The sequence below is a fragment of the Brevundimonas sp. GW821-FHT10E09 genome (assembly GCF_058809375.1).
This window is the reverse complement of record NZ_JBXASO010000001.1, coordinates 179859-203388: the sequence shown is the minus strand read 5'-3', so window position 1 is coordinate 203388 and position 23530 is coordinate 179859. Positions and strand designations below refer to the sequence as shown.

Sequence of the window (23530 nt, the reverse complement as noted above, 5' to 3'; positions counted from 1 at the left end):
ATCGTGACCGACGCCGCAGGAACACGCCCGCCTCTGGTGTCGCATGTTTCTGTGGGCGTCTCCGATCTGGAGAAGGCGGGCGCCTTCTATGACGCCGCGCTCGGCGCGTTGGGGATCGGCAGGGTCATGGACCATGTCATGGGCATGGCCTACGGCCGCGCCTTTCCCGAATTCTGGGCCTCCATCCCCCATGACCGCCAGCCATGCTCGGCAGGCAATGGCGTGCATGTCTGTTTCGCCGCATCCGATCGGGACGCCGTTGATCGTTTCCACGCCCAGGGCCTGGCGGCGGGCGGCCGCGATGACGGCGCCCCCGGCTTCCGGCCCGACTACGCGCCGGGCTATTATGCCGCCTTCCTGCGCGACCCTGACGGAAACAAGCTCGAGGCCATGACATGGGTCAGGCCGGCGTCGATCGACGCGTGACCGCCCCCTCGTCTTCCCGCGCCCTGACCATCTGGGTCGTCTCGGACGGCCGCGCCGGGATCGAGAACCAGGCCCTGGGCCTCGCCGAGGCGGTGGAACGCCTGACCCCGGCCGAGATCGCCGTCAAACACGTCCGCTGGCGCCCCCTGTTCGACCGCTTGCCGTCGGCCTTCAAGACCCCGGCCATGCTGGCGCCGACGTCCGACCCGCTGACGGCGCCCTGGCCCGATCTGTGGATCGCCACCGGCCGCGCCACCCTGCCGCTCTCGACCCGCGTCAAGGCCTGGAGCCAGGGCCGCACCTTCGTGGTCCAGACCCAGGACCCGCGCTGGTCGAACGCCAGCTACGACATGATCGTCGCCCCCGCACACGACGGCCTGTCGGGCGATAATGTCTTCGAGATCACCGGCTCGCCCCACCGCATCACGCCCGCGCGGATCGCCCAGGCCGCGCCCGCCTTCGCGGACCGGATCGCCCCCCTGCCCCATCCCCGTGTCGCGGTGCTGATCGGCGGCAGATCCAAGGCCTTCGACCTCACCGAGGCCCATGCGGCGGACCTGGCCGACCAGATCGCGGACGCCGTCCGCGCATCCGGGGGATCGCTGATGCTGACCTTCTCGCGCCGCACGCCCGAGGCCGCCAGGGCCGTCATGACCGCGCGCCTGTCCGACCTACCGGGCTGGATCTGGGACGGGACCGGCGACAACCCCCTGTTCGGCTTCCTGCACTACGCCGACCATATCCTGGTCACCGAGGACAGCGCCAATATGGCCGCCGAGGCCGCCTCGACCGGAAAGCCCGTCCACGTCCTGCCCATGATCCCGCTGAAGTCCGGCGACAAGTTCGCCCGGCTGCACGACGACCTGGCCGAACGCGGCGCCACCCGTCCGTTCGACGGGACACTGGACGGCTGGACCTACGACCCCCTGGCCGAAACCGAGCGCGCGGCGCGGGCTGTGCTGGAAGCGATGGGGACACGCTAAGCCCAACTACGTTCCGCTCATCCCGGCGAAAGCCGGGACCCAGGGCTTTGGGCGTTCAGATTAGGGCCGGGACTCACCGCTTTCGATCCAGCGCATCGCCGAGCGAAAGAACTGGGTCCCGGCTTTCGCCGGGATGAGCGGGATGAGCGGGATATGGGCTGGTCAGTCGCCCCCGCCTCCGCCGTCTCCGCCGCCGTCGCCCCCCCCCGTCATGGCCGTGATGATGCGTGTCCCCTCCGTCGAAAATCACTGGCCCGCCGCCGTCCGAACCCTCGCCCGTCTTCGACTTGGGTTTTGCGCTGAAGACCACGCCCAGCCCGGCCCCGATAGCGACCCCGACCCCGATCCCGAGAGCCAGATTGTCCAGGGCCAGGCCCAGTGCGACCCCGATCGCTATCCCCACGCCTATGCCGACCGGAAAGACAGCCGCCTTGTTGTCGCTCATCCCCGCCTCCCTTTGCACCCGAGGCGAGACTAGCATCGCGCAAACGGGAATCAGCGCCTAAATAGGCGTCATGACCCAAGCTCGTACCGTCCGCGTCGCCATCATCGGTTCCGGCCCCGCCGGCTGGACCGCCGCCATCTACGCCGCCCGCGCCTCGCTGAACCCCGTCGTCATCGCCGGCATCCAGCCCGGCGGCCAGCTGACCATCACCACCGATGTCGAGAACTATCCCGGCTTCGCCGAGACCATCCAGGGCCCCTGGCTGATGGAGCAGATGCAGGCTCAGGCCCTGCACGTCGGCACGGAAGTCATCCACGACATCGTCGTCTCCGCCGACCTGTCGCAACGCCCGTTCCGGCTGAAGCTGGACGGCGGCGAGGAGATCCTGGCCGAGACGGTCATCATCTCCACCGGCGCCCAGGCCAAATGGCTGGGCCTGGAGTCCGAGGCCGCCTACCAGGGCTTCGGCGTCTCGGCCTGCGCCACCTGCGACGGCTTCTTCTACCGCGGCAAGGAAGTCGTGGTCGTCGGCGGCGGCAACACCGCCGTGGAAGAGGCGCTGTTCCTGACCAATTTCGCCGCCAAGGTCACGGTGGTCCACCGCCGTGAGGAGTTCCGCGCCGAGAAGATCCTGCAGGACCGCCTGTTCGCCAATCCAAAGGTCGAGGTGATCTGGAACTCGGCGATCGAGGAGATCGTCGGCGTCGTCGACGGCATGGCCAAGAACGTCACCGGCGTGCGGCTGAAGAACGTCCAGGACGGCTCGACGCAGGAAATCCCGGCGGACGGCGTGTTCATCGCCATCGGCCACGCCCCGTCGTCGGAACTGTTCAAGGGCCAGCTCGAAACCAACTCGGGCGGCTATCTGCGGGTCAAGCCGGGCACGGCCGCGACGGCCATCGAGGGCGTCTGGGCTGCGGGCGATGTGACCGACGACATCTATCGCCAGGCTGTCACCGCCGCCGGCATGGGCTGTATGGCCGCGCTGGAGGTCAGCCGTTTCCTGGCCGAGGAAGACCACGCCAAGGCTCACAATCCGATCAGCCACAAGGAAGCGGAAAAGATCGGGGTCTGGTGAACGCCTGCCGCCCGGCCGCCTGAAACCTCAGGGACCGGGAGGACGTCAGGCGAACAGTTGCAGGCCCGGCGGCGCGTATTCCACCGGCTCGCCGTGTCTGCAGCGAAGGGCGTAGTCGATCGCCTTCTGGACGCATCGCTCGTCGGTCGGCTTCGACAGGACGCCGATGGCGCCGGCCACGCCGTCGCGCACCATGCCGGGATTGGCCGTCATGAACAGGACGGTCACGCCCATGTCCTGACCCAGTTCCCGACCCAGACTGATGCCGGTGGGTCCGTCGGAGAGGTGGATATCGACGAGGGCCAGATCCACATCGATCTCTCGCGCCATGTCGCGCGCGCCCTTCGCCGTCGTGGCCACGCCGACGACCTCATGACCCAGATCCTCCAGGACGAAGCGCAGTTCCATGGCGACCAGGGCTTCGTCTTCGATGATGAGGATACGCGCGGTCATGGATACTGAACTTGTGTGCGGGAACGAACACAACGCAGATGGAAGGGATCGGTTTCAGGCCAAGGCGATCTAATGCGCCTTTTCGGCCGCCCTGCGACGGGAAAGCGCCGTGGCCGGCAAATCCACCAGGATTCGAAGGCCTTCGGGACGCCAATCCCGAACCAGCCGCCCGCCCAGCTGGCCTTCGACGGACAGCGAGGCCAGGGACGATCCGAAGCCCGTTCGTGTCGGCGCCTCTGACACAGGGGGGCCGCCGGTTTCGATCCAGGTCAGGATGAACCGGTCCTCTTCCCGCCGCGTCGCCAGATCCACCCGCCCCCCGGTCCGGGACAGGGCCCCGTATTTGGCGGCGTTGGTCGCCAGTTCATGGAACAGCAGGGCCACCGACGTCGCCGCCTGATCGTCGAAAACCGCGTCGTCGCCCGCGAGATGGACCCGGGCCGCGCCTGCGTCATCGGCATAGGCCTGGAACAGGTCCGACAGGAAGGCGTGCAGCGTATTGGCGCCGACCGTCGGCTGCGACGTCTCGGTGTGCGGCCGCACGAACTCGTGGGCGCGCGCCAGGGCCGTGATCCGCGTCCGCAAGGAGGCGGCGAACGCCCGCGCCTCCGGGTACTGCCGCGCCGACAGGGCCACCAGGGCCGTGATGACGGCGAAGATGTTCTTGATGCGGTGGCTCAGCTCCTGGCTGATCAGTTCGCGGCCCTGCTCCAGCCGCTTCAGCTCATCGATGTCGGTGCAGGTCCCGAACCAGCGGCTGATTTCGCCGTCCGGGTTCCGCACGGCCGCCGCCCGCCCCAGGGTCCAGCGATAGACGCCGGAATGGTGTTTCAGCCGGTATTCGATCTCATAGGGTTCGCCGGTCGCCAGGCATCGCCTCCAGCGCTCCATCGCTCTCGGCTGGTCCTCGGGATGGAACATGTCGGTCCAGCCCTCGCCGTCGGTCGATCCGGCGGGCACGCCGGTGAACTCGTACCAGCGCGCATTGTAATAATCGTGGAAGCCGTCCGGTCGCGTCGACCACACCATCTGCGGCATGGCGTCCGCCAGGACCCGAAACTGGGCCTCGCTGGCGCTGAGCCGCGCGGCGATGGCCTCCAACTCGGCGTCCGCCTGTTTCCGGTCGGTGATATCCACGACGACGCCCGAAAACCGCACGGGCGCGCCGGTCGGATCGAAATAGACCTGGCCGCGGGCCACGATCCAGCGCGCCTGGCCCTGGGCGTCGCGCACCCGGTACTCGCTATGGAAACGACCTTCCCCCGACATGGCGGCCTGAATCTCCGCCTGGACCCGCGCTTCGTCCTGGGGATCCACGGATCGGGTGAAGTCGGCGATCGGCGCGCCCGTGCGGGCCATGACGGGATCGACGCCGTACATGGCCGCAAACCGTTCGTCGGCGACGACCCGGTCCGCCACGATGTCCCAGTCCCATGCGCCGACATAGTTCGACGCCTGCAACGCCCGGCGGGTGGTGTCCTCGCTTTCCTCGCGCTGGCGCAGAACGCGGCGCAGCTCCAGCTGGGACATGACCTGGTCGGCCAGGGTCTGCAGCGCCATCTGCTGCAGATCGGTCAGTCCCTCGGGACGCGCCTTGGTGTCGAGCACGCACAGGGCGCCCAGCGGCACGCCGTCCTGCGTCTTCAACAGCCGCCCGGCGTAGAAACGCAAATGGGGTTCGCCCGTCACCAGGGGATTGGCGGCGAAGCGCGGGTCCAGGGACGCGTCGCGCACCACCATTCCGTCCGCCTGCAACAGCGTATGGGCGCAGAAGGAGGTGGCCAGAGGCGTCTCTCGCACGCCCAGACCTGCCTCGGCCTTGAACCACTGGCGGTCTGCATCGATCAGATTGACCACGGCGATGGGCGCCTCGCAGATCCGCGCGATCAGGGCGACGATGTCGTCGAAGGCGGCCTCCCGGTCGGTGTCCAGGACCCCATAGTCCCGAAGGATCGCCAGGCGCTTGGGCTCGTCCCACCGCAGACTGTCTTTATCGGCGTGGGTCAAGCAGGCGTCCTCGCTGGGCCGGTGGTTCCGGTCGATCATGTGAATGCTCTGCCCACGCGAAGCGTTGCAATGCGCGGGTCGGCGCGTTTCAGGACGCCGGTCGGCCGACTTCCTCGACCGGCATGTCCGCCACGCCTTCGGGCGCGACCGCGACGGCTGCGGGCTGTTCCAGCGTCCGCAGCCGGGCGTTTATGGCGACGACTTCCTCCTGGGTCGGCAGGCGACGGCCGCCCAGACTGACCACGCCGACGACGCGTTGCTGGCCGTTGATCTCGACGGTCTTGATCGGCGCATCCCCGCCTGGCGCCGCCAGAGTGTCGGGATCGGCGCCGCCGGTCGCCTGACCGGGCTGGACGCCCGGCCGCGGCCGCGAGAACCGCGCCTCGTCGATCACCGGCTCATGGCCCTTGTAGACGGTGCGGAAGGCGGCGGTTTCGCCGTACAGGCCCTTCCAGCGATAGAAGACATGCACGCCGATCTTGTTGACCCGGGCCACCGACGGCGACCACCAGGGGTTCACATAGTCGGCGTGGTAATGGGTGGCGGTCCCGACCTGCTGGGCGACCGCGCCGTTCAGCGCCTTCTCCGCCACCTTGCGCGCCCGCTCCCAGGCCCAGGCGACCGGCGCCTGGGACAGGGATCCGTCGCAGGTGAAGCTGAACTGACAGCCCGTGGTCCGCTCGGCGCCCTCGAACACAACGCCGCAAATGGTGTTGGCGTAGTTGGGATCGCGCACCCGGTTCAGCACCACCTGGGCCACGCCGGCCTGACCGGCGTCCGGCTCCAGCGCCGCTTCGAAATAGACGGCCTGGGTCAGGCATCGCAGGGCGCGGCGCCGATCCTCGGCGCTGCCCTTGAAGACGAAGGACCGGGCGGGACGCAGGGCGCCGGTCGCCAGCATCGCCCCGTCGGTGGAATAGGCCGCGGGCTGCAGCAGGCTTGGGTCATGACGCTGGGCCAGGGCCAGTTGCGAAGGCGTCAGACGCCCCTTCACGGCGTCCAGGCCGTGAGCGCTCATGTCCCCGCCGGTGATCCGGGCCACGGCCTCGGCCGTGCGGTCGGCGTCGGGACGCACGCTGGACCCGGCGGCCATGGCGACGCCCAGCACCGCGCCGGCCGCAGGCAGGGCCGCCGCCGAGCGCTTCAGCGCCGTCCAGATCATCTTCCAGTGGGCCAGTGTCATTCAAATCCAGAAAGGAGACGACGCTCCGGGAGCCGGAGCGTCGTCGTCGTCAGCCCTATGCGCGGACTTCGGGGCGGTTTTCGGGCGCCCGCAGACCGATGTTATCGGCCGCCGAGCGTGGAGCGCAGCATCCAGGCGAACTTTTCGTGCGAGCCCAGGCGCTGGGTCAGCAGATCGACGGTCACGTCGTCTCCATCGCCGTCGGCCACGTCCAGAGCCGCCCGCATGGTGGCGATCAGGGTTTCGTGGTCGCGCATCAGCTCACGCAGCATCTCGGGCGCGTCCTTTTCCGGGTCGCCGTCGCGGATGCTGGTCAGATTGGCGAAGGTGCCATAGCCCTGAGGCGCGAACTCGCCCAGCGCCCGGATACGTTCGGCGATGTCGTCCAGCGCCTCCCACTGGTCGCGATACTGCTGCTCCAGAAGATTGTGCAGGGCGAAGAACTCCGGCCCCCGCACGTTCCAGTGATAGCCGTGGGTCTTCAGATAGACGGCGTAGGCGTCAGCCAGAACGCGTGTCAGCTGTTGGGCGACGTCGCCACGCTCGGTCTGGGACAGGCCGGTGTCGATCGTGTCAGTCATGTTGCGCTCCTTGGGTTGATTAACTTTACGCCGGAACGGGTCCGGTCGAATATGGCTGTCAGGAACGCGAAGCGCGAGCGAGCGTTGCATGGACAAGCGTCACTTTAGAACGACGCGTCGGGAGCGGGCGAAGCATGGACCCAGCCGTGGTCTTCAGGCGACTTCGGGACGCCGACGGAGGTCTGCTGGCGCTCGCGCGGCTCAAGCCGGGTTCGGTCTGGACCCGGATTGTCATCGGACTGATCGGGGCCGGCGCCGCCCTGTTGCTGCGCGCAGCCGGAGCGGCCTTCTACGGCGAAATCACCGGCTTCATGATCCTTCTGCCCGGCGTCATCCTGGCGGCCCTGGCGGGGGGCCGGCTTTCGGGCGCCACGGCGCTGGCGGCATGCCTGATCGGGGGCTGGTCCCTGGTGATCGTCAGCAGCGGCTCGAAGCCGGGGATGCCCCCCGGTCTCAGCGTCGTGGCGACCTTCAACTTCATCGTGGTCGGCCTGTTCTGCGCCTGGATGGGCGCCTGCCTGCGCGGCGCGCTGGCGCAACTGGACGCGGTCGTCTCGGCGCTGTCCCTGTCCAACGCGCGCATCGACGAGACCGAAGGACGGTTGCAGATCGTCAGCGAACTGGCCCCCGTCATGCTCTGGATGACCGACGAGACCGGCCGCATCATCCATCTGAACAACGACCAGCGCCTGTTCTGGGGCGGGCTGGACGATCCCAGCGATTTCGACGCCGACGCCTTCCTTCACCCCGACGACCGGGACCATGTGCTGTCCGTCTGCCGTCAGGCTGATCGGGACCATGTCGCCTATGTCGTCGAGGGGCGTCACCGTCGCCACGACGGCGAATGGCGCGTCCTGCGCAGCGAAGCCCGGCCCCGTCTGAACGCCGACGGCCGCTTCTTGGGCATGATCGGGGTCAACATCGACGTCACCGAGGCCCGCGCCGCCGAGGCCGCCCTGCGCGACAGCGAAACCCGGTTCCGTCTTCTGGCGGACACGGCCCCCTCGCCCATCTGGCTGACGGATGTCGATGGGGCGGTCGAGTTCGCCAATATCGCCCTGACCGACTTCTACGGCGGCACGGCCGCCTCCCTGAGCGGCCACGGCTGGAAACAGACCATCCATCCCGATGATCAGCCGCAGGTCGAGGCCGCCCAGGCCGCTGCCCGGCCTGATCTTCGCCCCTATGGGTTCGAGGCTCGGTTCCGGCGTCACGACGGGGCGTGGCGCTGGATGCGCGTCGCCGTGGAGCCGCGCTTTGACAAGGCCGGGGTCTTTCTCGGCTACGCCGGCATCTCCTTCGACACCACCGAGAACCGGGAGGCGCTCGAAACCGCCGCCCGCGCGGAACGGCAGCAGGCTTTCCTGCTGGCCCTCAGCGACCGGCTGCGCGACCTGTCCGACCCCGGTCTCATCATGAGCGAGGTCGAGGCGTCGATCGGACGTCTGATCGCAGCCGACCGCGTCGGCTATGGCGAGATCGATCCCGACAGCGGCCTCATCTCAGTGACCGGCCAGTGGGCCGCCGACGACGGGGCCGTTCGGGACAGGATCAGCCTTGACGCCTTTGGCGAGGGCCTGATCGCCGACCTGGCCCAGGGCCGCACCGTCCGGATCGACGACGTGTACGAGGATCCGCGCACCGCCGACGTCGCGGGCGCCTTCGACGCCATCGGGACTCGCGCCCTGATCCGCGCGCCCCTGATCCGGGCAGGCCGTCTGCGCGCCTTCCTGTTCGCCCACGCCTCTGTTCCCCGTCGATGGACCGAGGCCGAGGCGCGCCTTCTGGAGGAAGTCGCCGCCCGCACCTGGACCGAGGTCGAGCGCGCCCGCGCCGAGACCCAGACCCGCGAGAGCGAGGAACGGTTCCGGGCCATCGCCGATACGGCGCCGGTGCTGATCTGGGTCACGGATCAGGATCGCCAGCGCTCCTTCGTCAACCAGGCCTATGTCGACTTCTTCGGCGCCGACTATGAATCGGCGCGGGCCGCAGACTGGCGTTCGTCCCTCCATCCCGACGACGTCGCCCGCATCGTCCAGGAATCGGCCGACGGCGAGGCGACCGGCCAGCCCTTTTCCATGGAGGCCCGCTATCGTCGCCATGACGGCGAATGGCGCTGGCTCAAGTCCTTTTCGCGTCCCCGCCTGACGGGACAGGCGGTGGTCGGTTTCGTCGGCGTCGCCTTCGACGTCACCGACATGCGCGCGGCCCAGGCGCGGCTGACTGAATCGGAAGTCCGCTTCCGCACCGTCGCCGACAGCGCCCCGGCCCTGATCTGGATGACGGACGCCACGCCGTCGATCATCTTCGGCAACAAGCGCTATCGCATCTTCTGCGGCATCCGCTCCAATCGGCAGTTGGCCGACGCCTGGCGGCGCCTGATCCATCCTGACGACGAAACGGTGTTCGACGCCGCCTTCGCCCGCGCCTTCCAGGCCCGGGACCGGTTCGAGGCGCTCAGCCGGGTCAATCATCCCACCCTGGGCCTGCGATGGATCCGCACCGAGGGCGTGCCGCGCTTCGACGCCTCGGGCGTCTTCCAGGGCTATGTCGGCGCCAGCCTGGACGTCACCGACGCCAAACGGGCCGAGGACGACCTGAAACGCATCAATGAGCTGCTCGAGGACCGGGTGGCCGAGGCCCTGACGGAAAAGGCCGCCGCCGAGGCCCACCTGATGCATGCCCAGCGGATGGAGGCCGTGGGCCGGCTGACCGGAGGCGTGGCCCACGACTTCAACAATCTGCTGACGGTCGTCATCGGGGCCCTGGACATCATCCTGCGCTCGGACGACCCGGCCAAGAAGAAGAAGCTGGGCGAGGCCGCCCTGGCCGCCGCTCGGCGCGGCGAGAGCCTGACCCACCAGTTGCTGGCCTTCTCGCGCCGCCAGGCCCTGCGCCCCGAAGCCATCGACCTGAACGGCCTGATCCGCGAGGGCGAGCCCCTGCTGCGTCGCGCCGTCGGCGAGGCAGTCGACTTCAAGGTCAAGCTGAAGCGCGGGGGCGTCCGCGCGAACGTGGACCCGGCCCAGTTCGAGGCCGCCCTGCTGAATCTGATCGTCAACGCCCGCGACGCCCTGGGCGACGTCACCGGCGGCCCTATGCGCGACGGCGCCCCAATGGGCGCGCCCCCGGCCGCGCAGGTCCGCGAGGGAGCGAGGATCACCGTCCAGACGATGACCTGTTCGGTCGAACCCGGTCAGGTCGCCGAACTGGCGCCGGGCGACTATGTCTGCGTGTCGGTGTCGGACAACGGATCCGGCATGCCGGCCGAGGTCATCGACCGCGTCTTCGAACCCTTCTTCACGACCAAGCCCGTCGGCAAGGGCACGGGACTGGGGCTCAGCCAGGTCTATGGCTTCGCACGCCAGTCGGGCGGCGGGGTCCATATCGCCTCCACGGTCGGGCGCGGGTCCGAAATCCGTCTCTATCTGCCGCCCCTCCAGCCCCAGGAGACCGCGCCCCCCGCCCCCGTTCCCATCAGCGCGGACGTCGCCTTCGCCAAGGGCGGCCGCATGCTCCTGGTCGAGGACGACGCCAGCGTGGCGGCCGTGGCTCTGGATCTTCTGGAGAGTTTCGGTCTCGAAGTGGTGCTGGCCGAAAGCGGTCCCGACGCGCTCAAGGCGCTACAGGCGGCGCGCTTCGACATCATGCTGACCGACATCGTCATGCCGGGCGGCATGAGCGGCGTCGATCTGGCCCGGCAGGCGGCCCGAGACTGGCCGGACATGCGCATCGCCCTGACCTCGGGCTATGTCGGCGACGACGTGGACCAGGTGCTGGCCGACACCCCCTGGCCCTTCCTGCGCAAACCCTATTCGACGGAACAGTTGCGCAGCATCATCGACGGCCGCGCCGGCCTTCCCGCTGAATAGGCCTTCCGCTGAATAGGTCCGTCCGCCCAATAGGGCGGCCAAAGAAAAACGCGCCGCAGAAACCCGCGACGCGTCGATCCTTCAGTGCAGGGCCTTGAGCGACTTAGCGACGCGCCTTGCGGGCGGCGTAGCGGGCGTCGCGCTTGGCCTTCTGCTCTTCCTTGGTCAGTTGCTTGCGCGCCTTGCGGTCGGCGCGCTTCTCGGCCTCGAGGGCTTCCTGGGCTTCGAGATCGGCGGCCATGCGGGCGGCGTCCTTCTCGGCCTTTTCACGGCGCTGCTCGGCCTTGGCCAGCTCGTGCTGCTGGCGCAGGGCCTCCTTTTCGGCGGCGCGCTTTTCAGCCAGGCGTTCGAATTCAGGGTCGGGGGCGGCGGCCTTCGGCTTGAATTTGGCGAGCAGGGCCTTTTTGGCCTCCTGCTGGGCGGTAATGCGGTCGGAAAATCCGGTCTTCAGATCTTTCATGCGAAAGCGTCAGGGTTCCTTGTGAACAGCCAGGGGCGGCTATCGGGGATCAGGCGGCGACGAAAAAACGCACGGCCAGAAGCGGGCCGCACAAAGCCGATACGCGCGCCAAAAGCAAGGTTCACCGCAGCGAAATCGGACGGACGCACGATTTGACGCGCATATGCCGCGCATCGCCCGTCCAGTGATGCAGATAGGTCGCGCCCCTGCCGAAACAAGGGCGCGACGCGTTCTAGTTGGGTTTCTGGGCCTGGCCGACGACGGCCCCGGCGGCGCCGCCGACAGCCGCGCCGACCGGTCCGCCGACGACAGCGCCGGCCACCGCGCCGCTCGCCGCCTTCTGTTCGATCGTGGTTCCGCAGGCGGCCAGGGCCAGGGTCGCGGCGGCGACAGCCGCCATCACAAGGGGTCTCGACATGGGGCTTCTCTCCAAAGGTCACGCTTCAACGCGACCGCAACGCACAGGTTCCCTCCCTGGCGTCAAGTCGCGAATACGGCCCATGATCGCAAAATGAACAGAACCCGGCAGGCGCTTTAGCTGATATCGCAGGCTGTCACATTTGCGAATGAAGACCTACTGCAATACAATACAGTATTCGTCGTCACGACTGTCACATTCCGGCCCGGATTGTCATTCCCCCCGTGCGATACAGTGAAAATACCTAATCGTTTCGACGCCTTAACCGCAGGCTTGCGAATCAGCCACATTCAGGTCACAAACTTCGCTATATAGGCCCGTCCTCGACGCCGGGCAGCATGAGCCGTGCGTTGACCGCAGTTGGAACGCGACCGTCAGAGTCGCCCAGCAGGCGAGACTACCCCGGGGGCAGCGTTTCTCGCCCTGCTGAACAGGACTAACTCGTTGTCGCATTCCTCTCAGACGCGCGCCGCGTCGCGCACCGATCGTGTGGCGAAGATCAAGCCCATGACGGCTGCAGCGGCCTTTGGCGGTCTGGTGGGACTGGCGATCGGCGGCGCCTATCTGGGCGGAACCCTGGCGCAGGCGAATACGCTGCGCGCCCAGGCCGAACGGATTCACGGCGCCACCGCCGCCGGCTTCACCGAAGAAGCGCTCTCGGCCGCCGCCGGGGGCCTGGACGCCAGCGCGCTCTCGATCGCACGCCGACACGATCCCTATACCAGCGCGGGCGCCGCCCAGCGCGACCGCCAGGCGGAACTCCTGGCTGCCCGCCTCGACCAGTTGAACGACAACCGCGATCCGAACCTGCGTCGCGCCAATCTGACCACGCCGGTCGGCGCCCGGCCGTTCCGCATGGCCAACGCCCTGGACGCCAGCCGCGATCTCGATTGCCTGACCCAGGTCGTCTATTACGAAGCCCGCGGCGAAGGCCGCGACGGCATGAAGGCCGTGGCCCAGGTGGTCCTGAACCGCGTCCGCCACCCCGCCTTCCCCAAGACCATCTGCGGCGTCGTCTATCAGGGCGCCGCGCGCCGCACCGGCTGCCAGTTCTCGTTCACCTGCAACGGCGCGATGCGCGGTCGCGTCAACTCGGGGGCCTGGAACCGCGCCAAGAGCATCGCCTCGGGCGCCCTGTCGGGATCGGTCTATTCGGCCGTCGGCAACGCCACCCATTTCCACACCACCGGCGTCTCGCCGGTCTGGCGCAACTCGCTGATCCGGGTGAATCAGGTCGGCAGCCACCTCTTCTATCGCTTCGGCGGACGTTCGGGCGCCAGCGGGGCCTTCACCTACGCCGCCCGGCCCTCGACCGCGGGCGACCAGCCCCGTCTGATCCAGGCCGGGCTCGATCCGGTCGAGGCCGCCCGCCAGGCCGGACAGGCCGTGGCCTATTCCCTGGTCCTGGCCCAGGAAGGCCTGTCCGCGCCGGAACCGGCAGCCCCCGCCGCTCAGCCGCGCCCGCAAGCCCAGCCGCAACCGGAAGCCGCCTCGCGCGCCCAGCCGTCGCCCCAGCCGGCCGCCCAGACCGCCGCCGCCCGCACGAGCCGCCCTGCGGTCACGTCGGCCAAGACCGCCGCAAAGGTCGAGGCCACGGACGTCTCCAACCCGGTCTGATCCATGGACGGGAGCGGCTTCGAGAGACCGCTCCCGCTCTAAAGGCTCAAAGCGCGTCCAGACCGATGTCCAGCACGGGCGCGGAATGGGTCAGGGCCCCGACCGAGATCACGTCCACCCCGGTCTCGGCTATGCCCCGCACGGTCGTCAGATCGACCCCGCCCGAGGCTTCCAGCGTCAGCCGTCCCGCGACCCGCGCCACGGCGGTCCTCAGATCGTCCAGGCTGAAGTTGTCCAGCATGACCACGTCCGGCGCCGCCCCCTCGGCGATCAGGCCCAGCACCGCCTCCAGCTGATCCAGCCCGTCGACCTCGACCTCGACCTTCATCAGATGGGGCGCAAAGGCCCTGGCCCGGCGGACCGCCTCGGCCACCCCGCCGCACACGGCCACATGGTTGTCCTTGATCAGAATGGCGTCATCCAGGCCGAAGCGATGGTTGATCCCCCCGCCGCACGCCACCGCATGTTTCTCCAGCGCCCGCAGGCCCGGCGTGGTCTTGCGCGTATCGGCGATCCGCGCCTTGGTCCCGGCGACCGCCTGAACATAGGCCCGCGTCAGGGTCGCCACGCCCGACAACCGCCCGACCAGGTTCAGCGCCGTCCGCTCGGCCGACAGAAAGGCCCGCGCCTCGGCCTCGACCACCGCCAGCACCGCCCCGGCCTCGAAGGCGTCGCCGTCCTCGAGCCGCAGATCGACCGACGCCTGCGGATCCATCGCCAGCACCGCCAGCCGCACGCAGTCGATCCCCGCCAGGACGCCGGGCTTGCGCGCCACGAATCCTGCCTTCATCCGGGCGTCTGCGGGAATACAGGCCAGGGCCGTCACATCGCCCGCCCGGCCCAGATCCTCGGCCAGGGCCATCCGCACGACCGGCTCGATCAGCACATCCGGCAGGGACCGGCTCACGCGGCGGGCTCCAGCACGGCCGGACGCATCGCCGGGCGCACATTCCGCACCCGCGTATGGTCCGCCACAGCCGCCGTCTGCGGATAATCCGAGCGATAGTGCCCGCCCCGGCTCTCACGCCGATCCAGCGCCGCCTGCACGACCAGACGCGCCGCCTCCAGCGCCGCCGCCGAGCCATACTGCGCCTCCAGCCGGTCGATCAGGGCGATCAGGCCCGACAGGCCCGCTTCATTCCGCACCACCCCCGCATGAGCCGTCATCGCGGTTCTCAGTTCGGACATGGCCGCCTCGGGCAGGTCCGGCGTGACCTCGACCGGCGATGGCCGTCCGCCGCCGGTCTCCAGCGCCGCCGCCCGTCCCGCGCGCCGCCCGAAGGTCGCCGCCTCAAGCAGGGAGTTGGACGCCAGCCGGTTCGCCCCATGCACGCCCGTCGCGGCGCATTCCCCGACCGCATACAGGCCCGCCACCGTGGTGCGCCCGTCCGCATCGGCGGCGATCCCGCCCATATGATAATGGCAGGCCGCCATCACCGGGATCGGACTGATGCGCGGGTCCAGGCCGCTGCGCATACAGGCGGCGAACACGGCCGGAAATTCGTGCGGGAAGGCCTCGCCGATGGCCGCGCGCGCATCCAGATAGGCGCCCCGCCCCTCCATCCGCGCGGCATGGACCGCCCGCGCCACCACGTCGCGCGCCTTCAGGTCCGCGTCCGGCGCCTCGCCCAGCAGGAACCGGCCCTCGCCGTCGATCAGCCGCGCACCCTCGCCCCGCAAGGCTTCAGTCGCAAGGGGCGCGGGATCCAGACCCACGTCGATGGCGGTGGGGTGAAACTGCACGAACTCAGGATCCAGGATCTCCGCCCCCGCCCGCGCCGCCAGCGCCAGGCCTTCGCCCTTCAGCGCCGCCGGTGTGGTGGTCGCCCCGAATAGACCGCCCGCCCCGCCTGTAGCCAGAACCACCGCCGTCGCCGTGATCTCGACCAGACGCACGCCCGGCCCGCGCGCCGCCACCGCCCCGACCACCCGGCCGTCGGCGTCCAGCAACAGGGCCTTCAGCCGCGCGTCTTCCCAGACCGTGATCCGCTTCTCGGCCCGCACCGCCGCGACCACGGCCGACAGGATGGCCCGCCCGGCCCCGTCGCCGCCGACCCGCGCCACCCGCGCCACCGAATGGGCGGCCTCCAGACTGACCACGAAGCCGCCGTCCGCGTCCCGGTCGAACGGCGCGCCCAGGGCCGCCAGCCATTCCACCGTCTCGCGCCCGGCATCGGTCAGGGCCCGCGTCGCCGTCGGCTCGACCAGACCCGCGCCCGCCGCCTCGGTGTCCTTCGCGTGCAGTTCCGGCGAATCCACAGCCGTCAGGGCCGCCGCCATCCCGCCCTGCGCCCAGGCGGACGAACAGGCGTTCAACAGGGGCTCGGGCGTCAGCACCAGAACCTCAGCCCCCGCCCGCGCCGCTTCCAGCGCGGCCGACAGGCCCGCCAGACCGGCGCCGACGACCAAGGGCCCGTCATGTCGCGTTCGGTTCATCAGCGCACTCCAAGAGAGTTCAGGCCCAGGCTCACCGCCCCGGCCGGATCGCCCCCGACCATGGGCAGCAATGCGCCCAGGGCCGCCGCCGCGCAGACGGCCAGGGTCAGCAGGTACAGGACCAGGCTCTTGCCCGCCTCGGGCCAGCTCAGCGTGCCCCAGGCCGCGCGCCAGACGCCGCGCTTCAAGTGGGCCAAGACCGACAGGGCCAGGAAGGCGGCCAGGATGAATCGCCCGGTGGACAGTCCCCACCAGACCACGGCCACGCCGATGACCAGCAGCACGATCTGCTCCAGCCGCGGATGCACCCGCGTCAGCACCGGCCCCAGGGCTCTGGACCCGTCCAGAGGCGGCGCCGGGACCAGGTTCACCAGGTTCAGCATGGCGATGAAGAAGGCGCCCATCAGCCATTCGCCCTGCCCGGTCGCCATCCACACCCCGACAAACGGGATCATGGCCAACAGACCGAACGCCGGGCCCGCCAGCGAAACCAGCACCCCGTCCCATTCGCTCTTCGGCTCCCGCCGCGCCTTGGCCAGCCCGCCCAGGAAGGGAATGATATAAATCCGCGCCGGCCCCATCCCCATCTTGTTCATCGCCAGGGCGTGCCCCGCCTCATGCACGAACAGGCCGATCAGCACCGCGCCCGCCACGATGGCGCTGCCGGTGATCCACCACAGGAAGCCGCCCATCAGGGCCGTGGACAGCAGGGCCCAGACCAGGCTCTGATCCTTCTCGACCGGAATCTCGGCCGGGGCTGCGGGGGCGGCGCGCACGGCCGGGTCCTCGGGCTTGGGATCCCAAGGGCCGGGGATGCGATCAGGCGTGCGGTTCGGGGTGTCGATATTGCTCATGACGTCCAGATGGGCGCAGCAATCGGTCTCGACCACGGGACCGATCGCCGCGTCTCGCTCAGATCAGCTCCACATCGACGTGATGCCGCGCCTTGACCAGGTCGTAGCGCGCCGGAACGGCGGGCGGCGGCAGGTCGATCATCCGCTGCACGGCCAGCCGCCCGCGCTCGATCATGTCGGCCGGAACCGTCACCTCGAACTGCATGTGCAGCAGGCAGTCGCGGATGTTCTGCAGCGTGATCCGTTTCATGTGCGGGCACAGGTTGCACGGGCCGATGAACTGCACGCCCGGCACGTCGCCGGCGACGTTCGAGGCCATCGAACATTCGGTGATCATCACCACCTGTTTGGGCCGACGCGCCTCGACATAGTCGGTCATGGCCGCCGTCGAACCGGCGAAGTCCGCCGCCGCCAGCACGTCTTCCGGGCATTCCGGGTGGGCCAGGATTTCCGCGCCCGGATAGGCGGCGCGCATCTCGGCGATGTCGTCCACCGTGAACCGTTCGTGCACCTCGCAGCGGCCCTTCCAGGCGATGATCCCGACCGTCGTCTGGGCCGCGACATTGCGCGCCAGATATTCGTCGGGGATCAGGATGACCCGATCCACGCCCCATTCCTTGGCCGCCCATTCCACCACCTGCACGGCGTTGGCGCTGGTGCAGCAGATGTCGGTCTCGGCCTTCACATCGGCCGTGGTGTTCACATAGGTCACGACCGGCAGGCCCGGATAGCGCGACTTGATCCGCCGCACATCCGCCCCCGTGATCGACGACGCCAGCGAACAGCCCGCCCGAAGATCGGGGATCAGCACCGTCTTTTCCGGGCTCAGGATCTTCGAGGTCTCGGCCATGAAGTGCACGCCCGCCTGGACGATCACCTTCGCATCCGACCGCGCGGCCTCCTTGGCCAGGCCCAGGCTGTCGCCGACATAGTCGCCGACCCCGTGGAAGATCTCGGGCGTCATATAGTTGTGGGCCAGGATCACGGCGTCGCGCTCGCGCTTCAGCCGGTTGATCTCGCTGATCAGCCGCGCCTGTTCGGGCCACTCCAGCGGCGTGACATGGTCCTTGACCTTCGCCCACACCCCGGCGGTCTCCCGCTCCAGTTCCTTCGTCAGACCAAAGGCGCCGTCCGCCATGACCGTCTCCCTAGACCCTTATGCTCAAAGTTAGCATAAGCACATCCAATGTAGGCCGATGGAGGCCGCGCGCAAGAGAAATCATCGCGTCCCCGCCAAGCACGGGAGACTCGCCGTCTTGAGCGCACGAACCTTTCACAAATGGGGCAAAATCGCCTAGACGAACGGCGACTTCATTTCCTCACCCACGCCTCGACCGACATTTTGATGCAAGACACCATCCGCCGCATCCTCACCGCCCGCGTCTATGACGTGGCGGAGGAGACCCCGCTTGATCCGCTGCGCCGCCTGTCGGCGCGGCTGGACCGGCCCGTGCTGCTGAAGCGCGAAGACCTGCAGCCGGTGTTTTCGTTCAAGATTCGCGGCGCCTACAACAAGATCGCCGGCCTGTCGCAGGCCGAACTGTCCAGGGGCGTGATCTGCGCCTCGGCCGGCAATCACGCCCAGGGCGTGGCCCTGGCCGCGGCCCGCCGCAACATCCCCGCTGTCATCGTCATGCCCACCACCACCCCCGGCATCAAGGTCGCCGCCGTCCGCGCCCTGGGCGGCGGAGTGGTCCTGCACGGCGACAGTTTCGACGAGGCCTACGCCCACGCCCGCCATCTGGAGAGCCAGACCGGCGCCGCCTTCATCCACCCCTTCGACGATCCCGAGGTCATCGCCGGCCAGGGGACGGTGGGGCTTGAGATCGCCCGCCAGCACGCCGACCCCATCGAGGCCGTCTTCGTGCCCATCGGCGGCGGCGGCCTGGCCGCCGGCGTCGCGTCCATCATCAAATTCCTGCGCCCCGACACCCGCGTCATCGGCGTGGAGCCGGTCGACGCCCCCACCATGAAGGCCGCCATCGACGCCGGCGAGGTCGTGACCCTGAACGAGGTCGGCCTGTTCGCCGACGGGGTCGCCGTGCGCCGCGCGGGGACCGAGACCTTCCGCCTGTGCAAGGACCTGCTGGACGAGATCGTCCTGGTGGACACCGACGCCATCTGCGCCGCCATCAAGGACATCTTCGACGACAGCCGGGCCATCGCCGAACCCTCGGGCGCCGTGGCGCTTGCGGGCCTCAAGGCCTGGGCGGCCGCCCACCCCGGCGCGGGCACGCTGATCGCCATCAACTCGGGCGCCAATCTGAACTTCGACCGTCTGCGTCACGTCGCCGAACGGGCCGAGATCGGCGAGGGCGCCGAGGCCCTGCTGGCCGTGGCGATGAAGGACGACCGCGACGACTACCGCCGCTTCCTCGACAGTCTCGACGGCCGCTCGGTCACTGAATTCAACTATCGCTGGTCCGGCGACGGCCACGCCCAGATCTTCGTCGGCGTCGCCCTGCGCAACGGCCCGCACGAGCGTGACGACCTGATCGCGACCCTCCGTTCCGGCGGCTACGCCGTCGAGGACATGAGTGACAACGAGACCGCCAAACTGCACGTCCGCTACATGGTCGGCGGCCGCACGGTCGGCCTGCCCCACGAACGCATCCTGCGCTTCCAGTTCCCCGAACGGCCCGGCGCCTTCCTGCGCTTCCTCAACAGCCTCCAGCCCGCCTGGGCCCTGACCCTGTTCCACTACCGCAACCACGGCGACGACGTCGGCCGGGTGCTGGCCGGCGTCAGCGTCCCGCCCGAAGAACAGGCCCAACTGTTCGCCGCCCTCGCCGACCTGGGCTACCCCTATGTCGACGAAACCGCCAACCCCGCCTGCCGCCTGTTCCTGGACGGCGCCTAGACACGCCGAGGGCGGCGACCGTCTCCGGCCGCCGCCCTCAAACCCGCCCTGATTCAGCTCAGGCCTTTTCGATCGCCGCCGCGATCTGGTCGCTGGAGTGGCCGGTCAGGTCCTTGGCGATCTCGCCGGCCAGTTTGGATTCCAGATCCTTGTGCCAGTGCTTGCGCAGTTCCCCCAGAGTCTTGGGCGCCGCGATCACCAGCAGTTCGTCGATCTTGTTGGTGACCGACCATTTGTTTAGCACCTCGGCCACGCCCATGGCGAAACCGTCCTCGGCCTGGGTGTCGTTGTCCGGGTTGGCCTCGCTGGACCGGCGGCCGGACGAGCCGGAAACCCGATCCTCCATCGCCGGAATCTCCAGCGGCGACAGCCGGATTTCCTGGGCGTTCGTGTTCTTGAACAGGACCAGCTTCTCGCCGTCGACCACCGCCACCAGGGCGCCATTGGATAGTTTCATCGTCGATACTCTTTCGGTCTGTGGACTTGGGTAACGGTCGGGGACCGATGCCGTTGCCTCGCCGATCAGAGCAGCCGGCCGCCGGCCTCGTGCGCCAGCAGCCAGCGCTTCCGCTCCAGCCCGCCCGCATAGCCGGTCAGGGTCCCGTTCGCCCCGATCACCCGATGGCAGGGCACGATCACCCCCACCGGGTTGGAGCCATTGGCCAGACCCACCGCCCGCACCGCCCTGGGCGATCCGATCGCCGCCGCCAGCTGCCCGTAGCTGCGCGTCTCCCCCGCCGGAATGGCCCGCAGCGCGGCCCACACCGCCTGCTGGAACACGGTCCCGCCGGTCTTGACCACCACCGCGTCGAACGCCGTCAGATCACCGCCGAAATAGGCTTCGACCGCCCGACGCACCGCCTCCGGCGCCCGCCCCTCGACCAGTTCGACCGGGCCGTAGTGGCGGTGCAGCAGCCGGCGCATCCGGTCTTCGTAGTCATGGAAATCCAGCGCCCGCACCGCCCCCTCGGCGTCGGTCGCCACCAGCACCTCGCCCACCGGCGAGGCGATCCGATCCAGGGTCAGGGTCATCGGCGTTGATTGTCTAGTCATCGGCCGTCTCCGTCACACGGTTCCAGTACAGGGCGCCATAGGCGCGCCAGGGGCGCCAGGCTTCGGCCCGCGCCGCCAGGGCTGCATTCAAGGTCGCAAGCCGGTCGCTGGGCGCATCCTCTCCGGCATCGATCCAGTCCCCCGCCGGCCGCAGTCCCGGCCAGGCCTCAAGCGCCGCACGCAGGTCCGGATCCGCCGACAGGTCCCGCCGGATCGCCTCGGGATCAGCCGCCAGATCGAACACCCGCCGCACCCGCGCCAGCACGCCGGGCAGGGCTTTCAGCTCGTCCACCCGCGCCTCCACGGCCGCCTTGCCCTCAGACCCCAACCGCACGGAGACCTCGCCGTCCGTCCCGTCCGTCGCCGCCCGCAGCCTGCGCCGCCAGACCCCGTCGGCCACCGCTTCGTCCGGGGCGGCCCGCGCCGCCAGGGCCGACATCATCGCGCTCCAGTCATAGGGCGGGCGATAGGCCAGGCCCAGCTTCACCGGGCCTCCGCCCTCGCCTTCCGCCTTGCGCCGCCGCAGTTCCGACGGCGGACGGCCATACAGGGCCTGGAAGGTCTCGTTGAACCGCCGCACGCTGCCGAAGCCCGACGCCATCGCCACCTCGGCCATCGACAGGTCGCTCTCGTGGATCAGCTGTTTGGCCAGCAGCACGCGCCGCGTCTGGGCCACGCTGACCGGCGCCGCGCCCAGGTGCTGGCGGAACAGCCGCCGCAGATGCCGCTCGCCCACCCCCAGCCGCGCCGCCAGGGCGTCTGCATCGCCCCCGTCCAGCGCCCCCGCCTCGATCAGGGCCAGGGCCCGGCTGACGGTGTTCGACGTGCCGCGCCAAGCCCCCATCTCGGGCGCCGTCTCGGGCCGGCAACGCAGGCAGGCGCGAAACCCCGCCGCCTCCGCCGAGGCCGCCGTGGGATGAAACACCACATTCTCGCGCCGGGGCGTTCGCGCCGGACAGACCGGCCGGCAGTAGATCCCCGTCGAGGTCACGCCGGTAAAGAACCGCCCGTCGAACCGGGCGTCCCGCGCCCCCAAGGCCCGCCAGCAGGCCTCCTGATCCAACGACTGTTCCATGACCCGCAGGATGGCGGCTCAGCCCGGCGATGTCTCGCGGTTTTCGGACATGGATGCTCAGTCCTTCAGATAGAAGATCGCCTCGACCGTCGTGTTCAGCGCCCGCGCCAGATCCAGGGCCACAATGGTCGAGGGGATGAAGACCCCGTTCTCCACCGTGTTGATCGTCTTGCGCGACACCTTGGCGGCGTCGGCCAGCTGGGCCTGGGTCAGGCCGGCCGCCGTGCGGACCTCCTTCAGCCTCAACCCCAGCCGACTACTCCCCATCGCCGGACGCCTCTCGATCCAGAAGCGCGAACCGCAAGGCCGCCGCCCCCGCCGAAGCCAGCAGCGAGAAGGCCAACACCAGCGGCGTCCAGTTCGGCGCCCACACGCTGGCGGCCAGCGCCAGGGTGGCGCCCGCCATCAGGACGATGAAGGCCAGGCCCGTCGCGCGCGCCCGGATATGACGGGACAGTTCGTCGTCGAGGAATTTCTTCACTTTCCGCGAACCGCCGTCCCACTCCATAACCGTCATAACAATGATCCAGCTGACCGTGACGGCCATCAGCAATGGAACCACAGCCTCACTGACACGCCCGGCGAGCAGGTCGTCCGAAAAGCCGATGATCATGATCCCCTCGATCAGAACCACCAGGCTCATGGTGAACAACTGGATGGTCCGATTCCGTTGAACGCGATCCCGATAAGTCATGATCGCGTCCAGGCGTCGTCGATCTTGGCCGGGCTTGCTGAACCAGGCCAGGATCGCCCCGACCAGCATGGCGACGCCGCCCGCCGCCGCGACCGCCATGGCCCATTGCGCATCACCACTATCTTCGCTGGCGGCCAGCGCGCCGATCCCGACGATGCCCAGCGTGAAGACCACCAGGGCGAACCCGTGCCGGCGGCGGCGGCGACGCTCACGCGCCAGGGCCGCCTCCTTCTCATCCTCATCCATGAGCGCCGCTCCTCAAGACTCTCGGCCCGCAATCCGATTGCAAATCACCCATCGCGCCCGGCCTCCCGATCCAGCCAGGCGAATCGCAGCCCCGCCGACGCCCCGCCCAAGGCCAGGACATAGGGCAAGGCCATGATCCCGTACTGGGGACGCCACAGCCCCAGGCCCAGCGCCACGGTCAGGCCCGTCATCAGCACGACGAAGGCCAGGATCATCGATCTGGCCCGCATGAGCTGGGTCAGCTCGTCTTCCAGGAACCGGCGGTTTTTGCGTGTGTGTGCGTCCCAGCCCATGACGATAAGCGGGATCAGCCAGCCGTAAAGAACCGGCAGAAGAACCTGCACATAGGCGCCCAGATTATGGTCTCCACCCAGGATCCGCTCCATCGCCCGATGCGCCTGAGCCATGAAGAGAAGTAGCACCACGGGCAGCATCACCAGCTGTTGGGTGCGCGCCCGCTCCAACTTGTCACGCCGCGCCCCTTCTCCGCTCGCCGCCACGATGATTGACTGGCCTGGACGCGCGCTCCACGCCCAGATCGCCCCGATGAGCGTCAGAGCAAATCCGATCCCTGTCGCCACGCCCGCCGCCGTCGCCTCATCGCCTTCTACGCCGGAAACCAACGCGAACCCCGCGCCGCCGACCATGGCTACGGCGCCGACGACGGCCAGGGCGAGCGCCGTCCACCAGCACCGTCTTCTTTCCAGTTTCACGCGCTGGATCGCTTGATCGTCGCTGTTGCTCATGTCGCCCTCCTGACGTAACCTTGAGGTTACATATCACCTATAG

At 69.0% G+C, this 23530-nt stretch carries 23 protein-coding genes; 6 read left to right on the top strand and 17 right to left on the bottom strand.

Annotated elements, in window-relative coordinates; translation table 11 throughout:
- Positions 1-3: 3 nt before the first annotated feature.
- Both AC1RSI_RS00955 and AC1RSI_RS00950 read left to right on the top strand, forming a co-directional pair.
- A complete protein-coding gene (locus AC1RSI_RS00955; protein ID WP_035311218.1) occupies positions 4-426 on the top strand; it encodes a VOC family protein in 423 nt (140 codons plus the stop codon).
- Entirely contained in the window at positions 423-1409 is a 987-nt protein-coding gene (locus AC1RSI_RS00950) for a mitochondrial fission ELM1 family protein (RefSeq protein ID WP_291752164.1), read from the top strand. Before AC1RSI_RS00955 ends, AC1RSI_RS00950 begins: the two co-directional genes overlap by 4 nt.
- Before the next feature lie 73 nt (positions 1410-1482).
- Here the strand turns inward: AC1RSI_RS00950 and AC1RSI_RS00945 are convergent, their stop codons facing one another.
- A complete protein-coding gene (locus AC1RSI_RS00945; protein ID WP_492322607.1) occupies positions 1483-1854 on the bottom strand; it encodes a glycine zipper domain-containing protein in 372 nt (123 codons plus the stop codon).
- Positions 1855-1924: 70 nt separating this feature from the next.
- Between AC1RSI_RS00945 and trxB the strand changes: the two genes are divergently transcribed.
- Positions 1925-2932, top strand: a complete 1008-nt coding sequence (gene trxB, locus AC1RSI_RS00940) for a thioredoxin-disulfide reductase (protein ID WP_008264248.1) — start codon at positions 1925-1927, stop codon at positions 2930-2932.
- A 45-nt stretch (positions 2933-2977) separates the two neighbouring features.
- Here the strand turns inward: trxB and AC1RSI_RS00935 are convergent, their stop codons facing one another.
- From AC1RSI_RS00935 to AC1RSI_RS00920, 4 genes are all read right to left on the bottom strand, one after another.
- Positions 2978-3385 (bottom strand): response regulator, encoded by a 408-nt coding sequence (locus AC1RSI_RS00935; protein WP_008261670.1) that lies wholly within the window; start codon positions 3383-3385, stop codon positions 2978-2980.
- A 69-nt stretch (positions 3386-3454) separates the two neighbouring features.
- The gene (locus tag AC1RSI_RS00930) at positions 3455-5431 is read right to left on the bottom strand and encodes a PAS domain-containing protein (protein WP_154726912.1); all 1977 of its coding nucleotides are present in this window, start codon (positions 5429-5431) and stop codon (positions 3455-3457) included.
- Positions 5432-5480: 49 nt separating this feature from the next.
- Positions 5481-6575 (bottom strand): cell wall hydrolase, encoded by a 1095-nt coding sequence (locus AC1RSI_RS00925; RefSeq protein ID WP_154726913.1) that lies wholly within the window; start codon positions 6573-6575, stop codon positions 5481-5483.
- A gap of 101 nt (positions 6576-6676) precedes the next feature.
- Positions 6677-7156: a Dps family protein gene (locus AC1RSI_RS00920; RefSeq protein ID WP_035310050.1), complete on the bottom strand. Its 480-nt coding sequence runs from the start codon at positions 7154-7156 to the stop codon at positions 6677-6679.
- Positions 7157-7290: 134 nt separating this feature from the next.
- Between AC1RSI_RS00920 and AC1RSI_RS00915 the strand changes: the two genes are divergently transcribed.
- Positions 7291-11028: a PAS domain S-box protein gene (locus tag AC1RSI_RS00915; RefSeq protein ID WP_447941429.1), complete on the top strand. Its 3738-nt coding sequence runs from the start codon at positions 7291-7293 to the stop codon at positions 11026-11028.
- A 103-nt stretch (positions 11029-11131) separates the two neighbouring features.
- Here AC1RSI_RS00915 and AC1RSI_RS00910 read toward each other — a convergent pair whose 3' ends face one another.
- Together AC1RSI_RS00910 and AC1RSI_RS00905 are read right to left on the bottom strand one after the other, a co-directional pair.
- Complete coding sequence (locus AC1RSI_RS00910; protein WP_008263506.1) at positions 11132-11488, bottom strand: DUF6481 family protein; 357 nt, start codon at positions 11486-11488, stop codon at positions 11132-11134.
- Positions 11489-11720: 232 nt separating this feature from the next.
- The gene (locus AC1RSI_RS00905; protein ID WP_035310966.1) at positions 11721-11906 is read right to left on the bottom strand and encodes a hypothetical protein; all 186 of its coding nucleotides are present in this window, start codon (positions 11904-11906) and stop codon (positions 11721-11723) included.
- Positions 11907-12350: 444 nt separating this feature from the next.
- On the opposite strand from AC1RSI_RS00905, the gene AC1RSI_RS00900 reads away from it, so the two are divergent.
- Complete coding sequence (locus tag AC1RSI_RS00900) at positions 12351-13523, top strand: cell wall hydrolase (protein WP_230307747.1); 1173 nt, start codon at positions 12351-12353, stop codon at positions 13521-13523.
- Between the two features lie 46 nt (positions 13524-13569).
- Here AC1RSI_RS00900 and nadC read toward each other — a convergent pair whose 3' ends face one another.
- The 4 genes from nadC to nadA are packed head-to-tail and all read right to left on the bottom strand — an operon-like array spanning position 13570 to position 17951.
- Positions 13570-14430: a carboxylating nicotinate-nucleotide diphosphorylase gene (nadC, locus tag AC1RSI_RS00895; protein WP_230307748.1), complete on the bottom strand. Its 861-nt coding sequence runs from the start codon at positions 14428-14430 to the stop codon at positions 13570-13572.
- Positions 14427-15959, bottom strand: coding sequence for an L-aspartate oxidase (locus tag AC1RSI_RS00890; protein WP_447941428.1), 1533 nt, complete (start codon positions 15957-15959; stop codon positions 14427-14429). Before AC1RSI_RS00890 ends, nadC begins: the two co-directional genes overlap by 4 nt.
- Complete coding sequence (locus tag AC1RSI_RS00885) at positions 15959-16849, bottom strand: metalloprotease (protein WP_447941427.1); 891 nt, start codon at positions 16847-16849, stop codon at positions 15959-15961. Before AC1RSI_RS00885 ends, AC1RSI_RS00890 begins: the two co-directional genes overlap by 1 nt.
- A gap of 22 nt (positions 16850-16871) precedes the next feature.
- On the bottom strand, positions 16872-17951 hold the full coding sequence (gene nadA / locus AC1RSI_RS00880; RefSeq protein ID WP_154726513.1) for a quinolinate synthase NadA: 1080 nt from the start codon (positions 17949-17951) through the stop codon (positions 16872-16874).
- Between the two features lie 207 nt (positions 17952-18158).
- Here nadA and ilvA point away from each other — a divergent pair, with 207 nt between their 5' ends.
- Positions 18159-19673 (top strand): threonine ammonia-lyase, biosynthetic, encoded by a 1515-nt coding sequence (ilvA, locus tag AC1RSI_RS00875; protein ID WP_154726512.1) that lies wholly within the window; start codon positions 18159-18161, stop codon positions 19671-19673.
- 58 nt (positions 19674-19731) lie between these two features.
- Here the strand turns inward: ilvA and AC1RSI_RS00870 are convergent, their stop codons facing one another.
- The 6 genes from AC1RSI_RS00870 to AC1RSI_RS00845 all read right to left on the bottom strand — a co-directional run bounded on the left by AC1RSI_RS00870 (position 19732) and on the right by AC1RSI_RS00845 (position 23487).
- Positions 19732-20130 carry a baeRF12 domain-containing protein gene (locus tag AC1RSI_RS00870; RefSeq protein WP_008259789.1) on the bottom strand — a complete coding sequence of 133 codons (399 nt, stop codon included), beginning with the start codon at positions 20128-20130 and terminating at the stop codon, positions 19732-19734.
- Positions 20131-20195: 65 nt separating this feature from the next.
- On the bottom strand, positions 20196-20726 hold the full coding sequence (locus AC1RSI_RS00865) for a methylated-DNA--[protein]-cysteine S-methyltransferase (RefSeq protein ID WP_154726511.1): 531 nt from the start codon (positions 20724-20726) through the stop codon (positions 20196-20198).
- Entirely contained in the window at positions 20719-21789 is a 1071-nt protein-coding gene (locus AC1RSI_RS00860) for a bifunctional transcriptional activator/DNA repair enzyme AdaA (RefSeq protein ID WP_230307676.1), read from the bottom strand. Before AC1RSI_RS00860 ends, AC1RSI_RS00865 begins: the two co-directional genes overlap by 8 nt.
- Before the next feature lie 69 nt (positions 21790-21858).
- Positions 21859-22068 (bottom strand): helix-turn-helix transcriptional regulator, encoded by a 210-nt coding sequence (locus AC1RSI_RS00855; RefSeq protein WP_154726509.1) that lies wholly within the window; start codon positions 22066-22068, stop codon positions 21859-21861.
- Positions 22058-22741, bottom strand: coding sequence for a hypothetical protein (locus AC1RSI_RS00850; RefSeq protein ID WP_154726508.1), 684 nt, complete (start codon positions 22739-22741; stop codon positions 22058-22060). The genes AC1RSI_RS00855 and AC1RSI_RS00850 overlap by 11 nt, the downstream gene beginning before the upstream one ends.
- Before the next feature lie 44 nt (positions 22742-22785).
- Positions 22786-23487 (bottom strand): hypothetical protein, encoded by a 702-nt coding sequence (locus tag AC1RSI_RS00845; RefSeq protein WP_008262521.1) that lies wholly within the window; start codon positions 23485-23487, stop codon positions 22786-22788.
- Positions 23488-23530 lie beyond the last annotated feature (43 nt).

Bases quoted from the DNA above. Each gene is read 5' to 3' on its own strand.
- AC1RSI_RS00945 (WP_492322607.1), bottom strand. From the start codon at position 1,854: ATGAGCGACAACAAGGCGGCTGTCTTTCCGGTCGGCATAGGCGTGGGG.
- trxB (WP_008264248.1), top strand. From the start codon at position 1,925: ATGACCCAAGCTCGTACCGTCCGCGTCGCCATCATCGGTTCCGGCCCC.
- AC1RSI_RS00935 (WP_008261670.1), bottom strand. From the start codon at position 3,385: ATGACCGCGCGTATCCTCATCATCGAAGACGAAGCCCTGGTCGCCATG.
- AC1RSI_RS00930 (WP_154726912.1), bottom strand. From the start codon at position 5,431: ATGATCGACCGGAACCACCGGCCCAGCGAGGACGCCTGCTTGACCCAC.
- AC1RSI_RS00925 (WP_154726913.1), bottom strand. From the start codon at position 6,575: ATGACACTGGCCCACTGGAAGATGATCTGGACGGCGCTGAAGCGCTCG.
- AC1RSI_RS00920 (WP_035310050.1), bottom strand. From the start codon at position 7,156: ATGACTGACACGATCGACACCGGCCTGTCCCAGACCGAGCGTGGCGAC.
- AC1RSI_RS00915 (WP_447941429.1), top strand. From the start codon at position 7,291: ATGGACCCAGCCGTGGTCTTCAGGCGACTTCGGGACGCCGACGGAGGT.
- AC1RSI_RS00910 (WP_008263506.1), bottom strand. From the start codon at position 11,488: ATGAAAGATCTGAAGACCGGATTTTCCGACCGCATTACCGCCCAGCAG.
- AC1RSI_RS00905 (WP_035310966.1), bottom strand. From the start codon at position 11,906: ATGTCGAGACCCCTTGTGATGGCGGCTGTCGCCGCCGCGACCCTGGCC.
- AC1RSI_RS00890 (WP_447941428.1), bottom strand. From the start codon at position 15,959: ATGAACCGAACGCGACATGACGGGCCCTTGGTCGTCGGCGCCGGTCTG.
- nadA (WP_154726513.1), bottom strand. From the start codon at position 17,951: ATGGCGGACGGCGCCTTTGGTCTGACGAAGGAACTGGAGCGGGAGACC.
- ilvA (WP_154726512.1), top strand. From the start codon at position 18,159: ATGCAAGACACCATCCGCCGCATCCTCACCGCCCGCGTCTATGACGTG.
- AC1RSI_RS00870 (WP_008259789.1), bottom strand. From the start codon at position 20,130: ATGAAACTATCCAATGGCGCCCTGGTGGCGGTGGTCGACGGCGAGAAG.
- AC1RSI_RS00865 (WP_154726511.1), bottom strand. From the start codon at position 20,726: ATGACTAGACAATCAACGCCGATGACCCTGACCCTGGATCGGATCGCC.
- AC1RSI_RS00855 (WP_154726509.1), bottom strand. From the start codon at position 22,068: ATGGGGAGTAGTCGGCTGGGGTTGAGGCTGAAGGAGGTCCGCACGGCG.
- AC1RSI_RS00850 (WP_154726508.1), bottom strand. From the start codon at position 22,741: ATGGATGAGGATGAGAAGGAGGCGGCCCTGGCGCGTGAGCGTCGCCGC.
- AC1RSI_RS00845 (WP_008262521.1), bottom strand. From the start codon at position 23,487: ATGAGCAACAGCGACGATCAAGCGATCCAGCGCGTGAAACTGGAAAGA.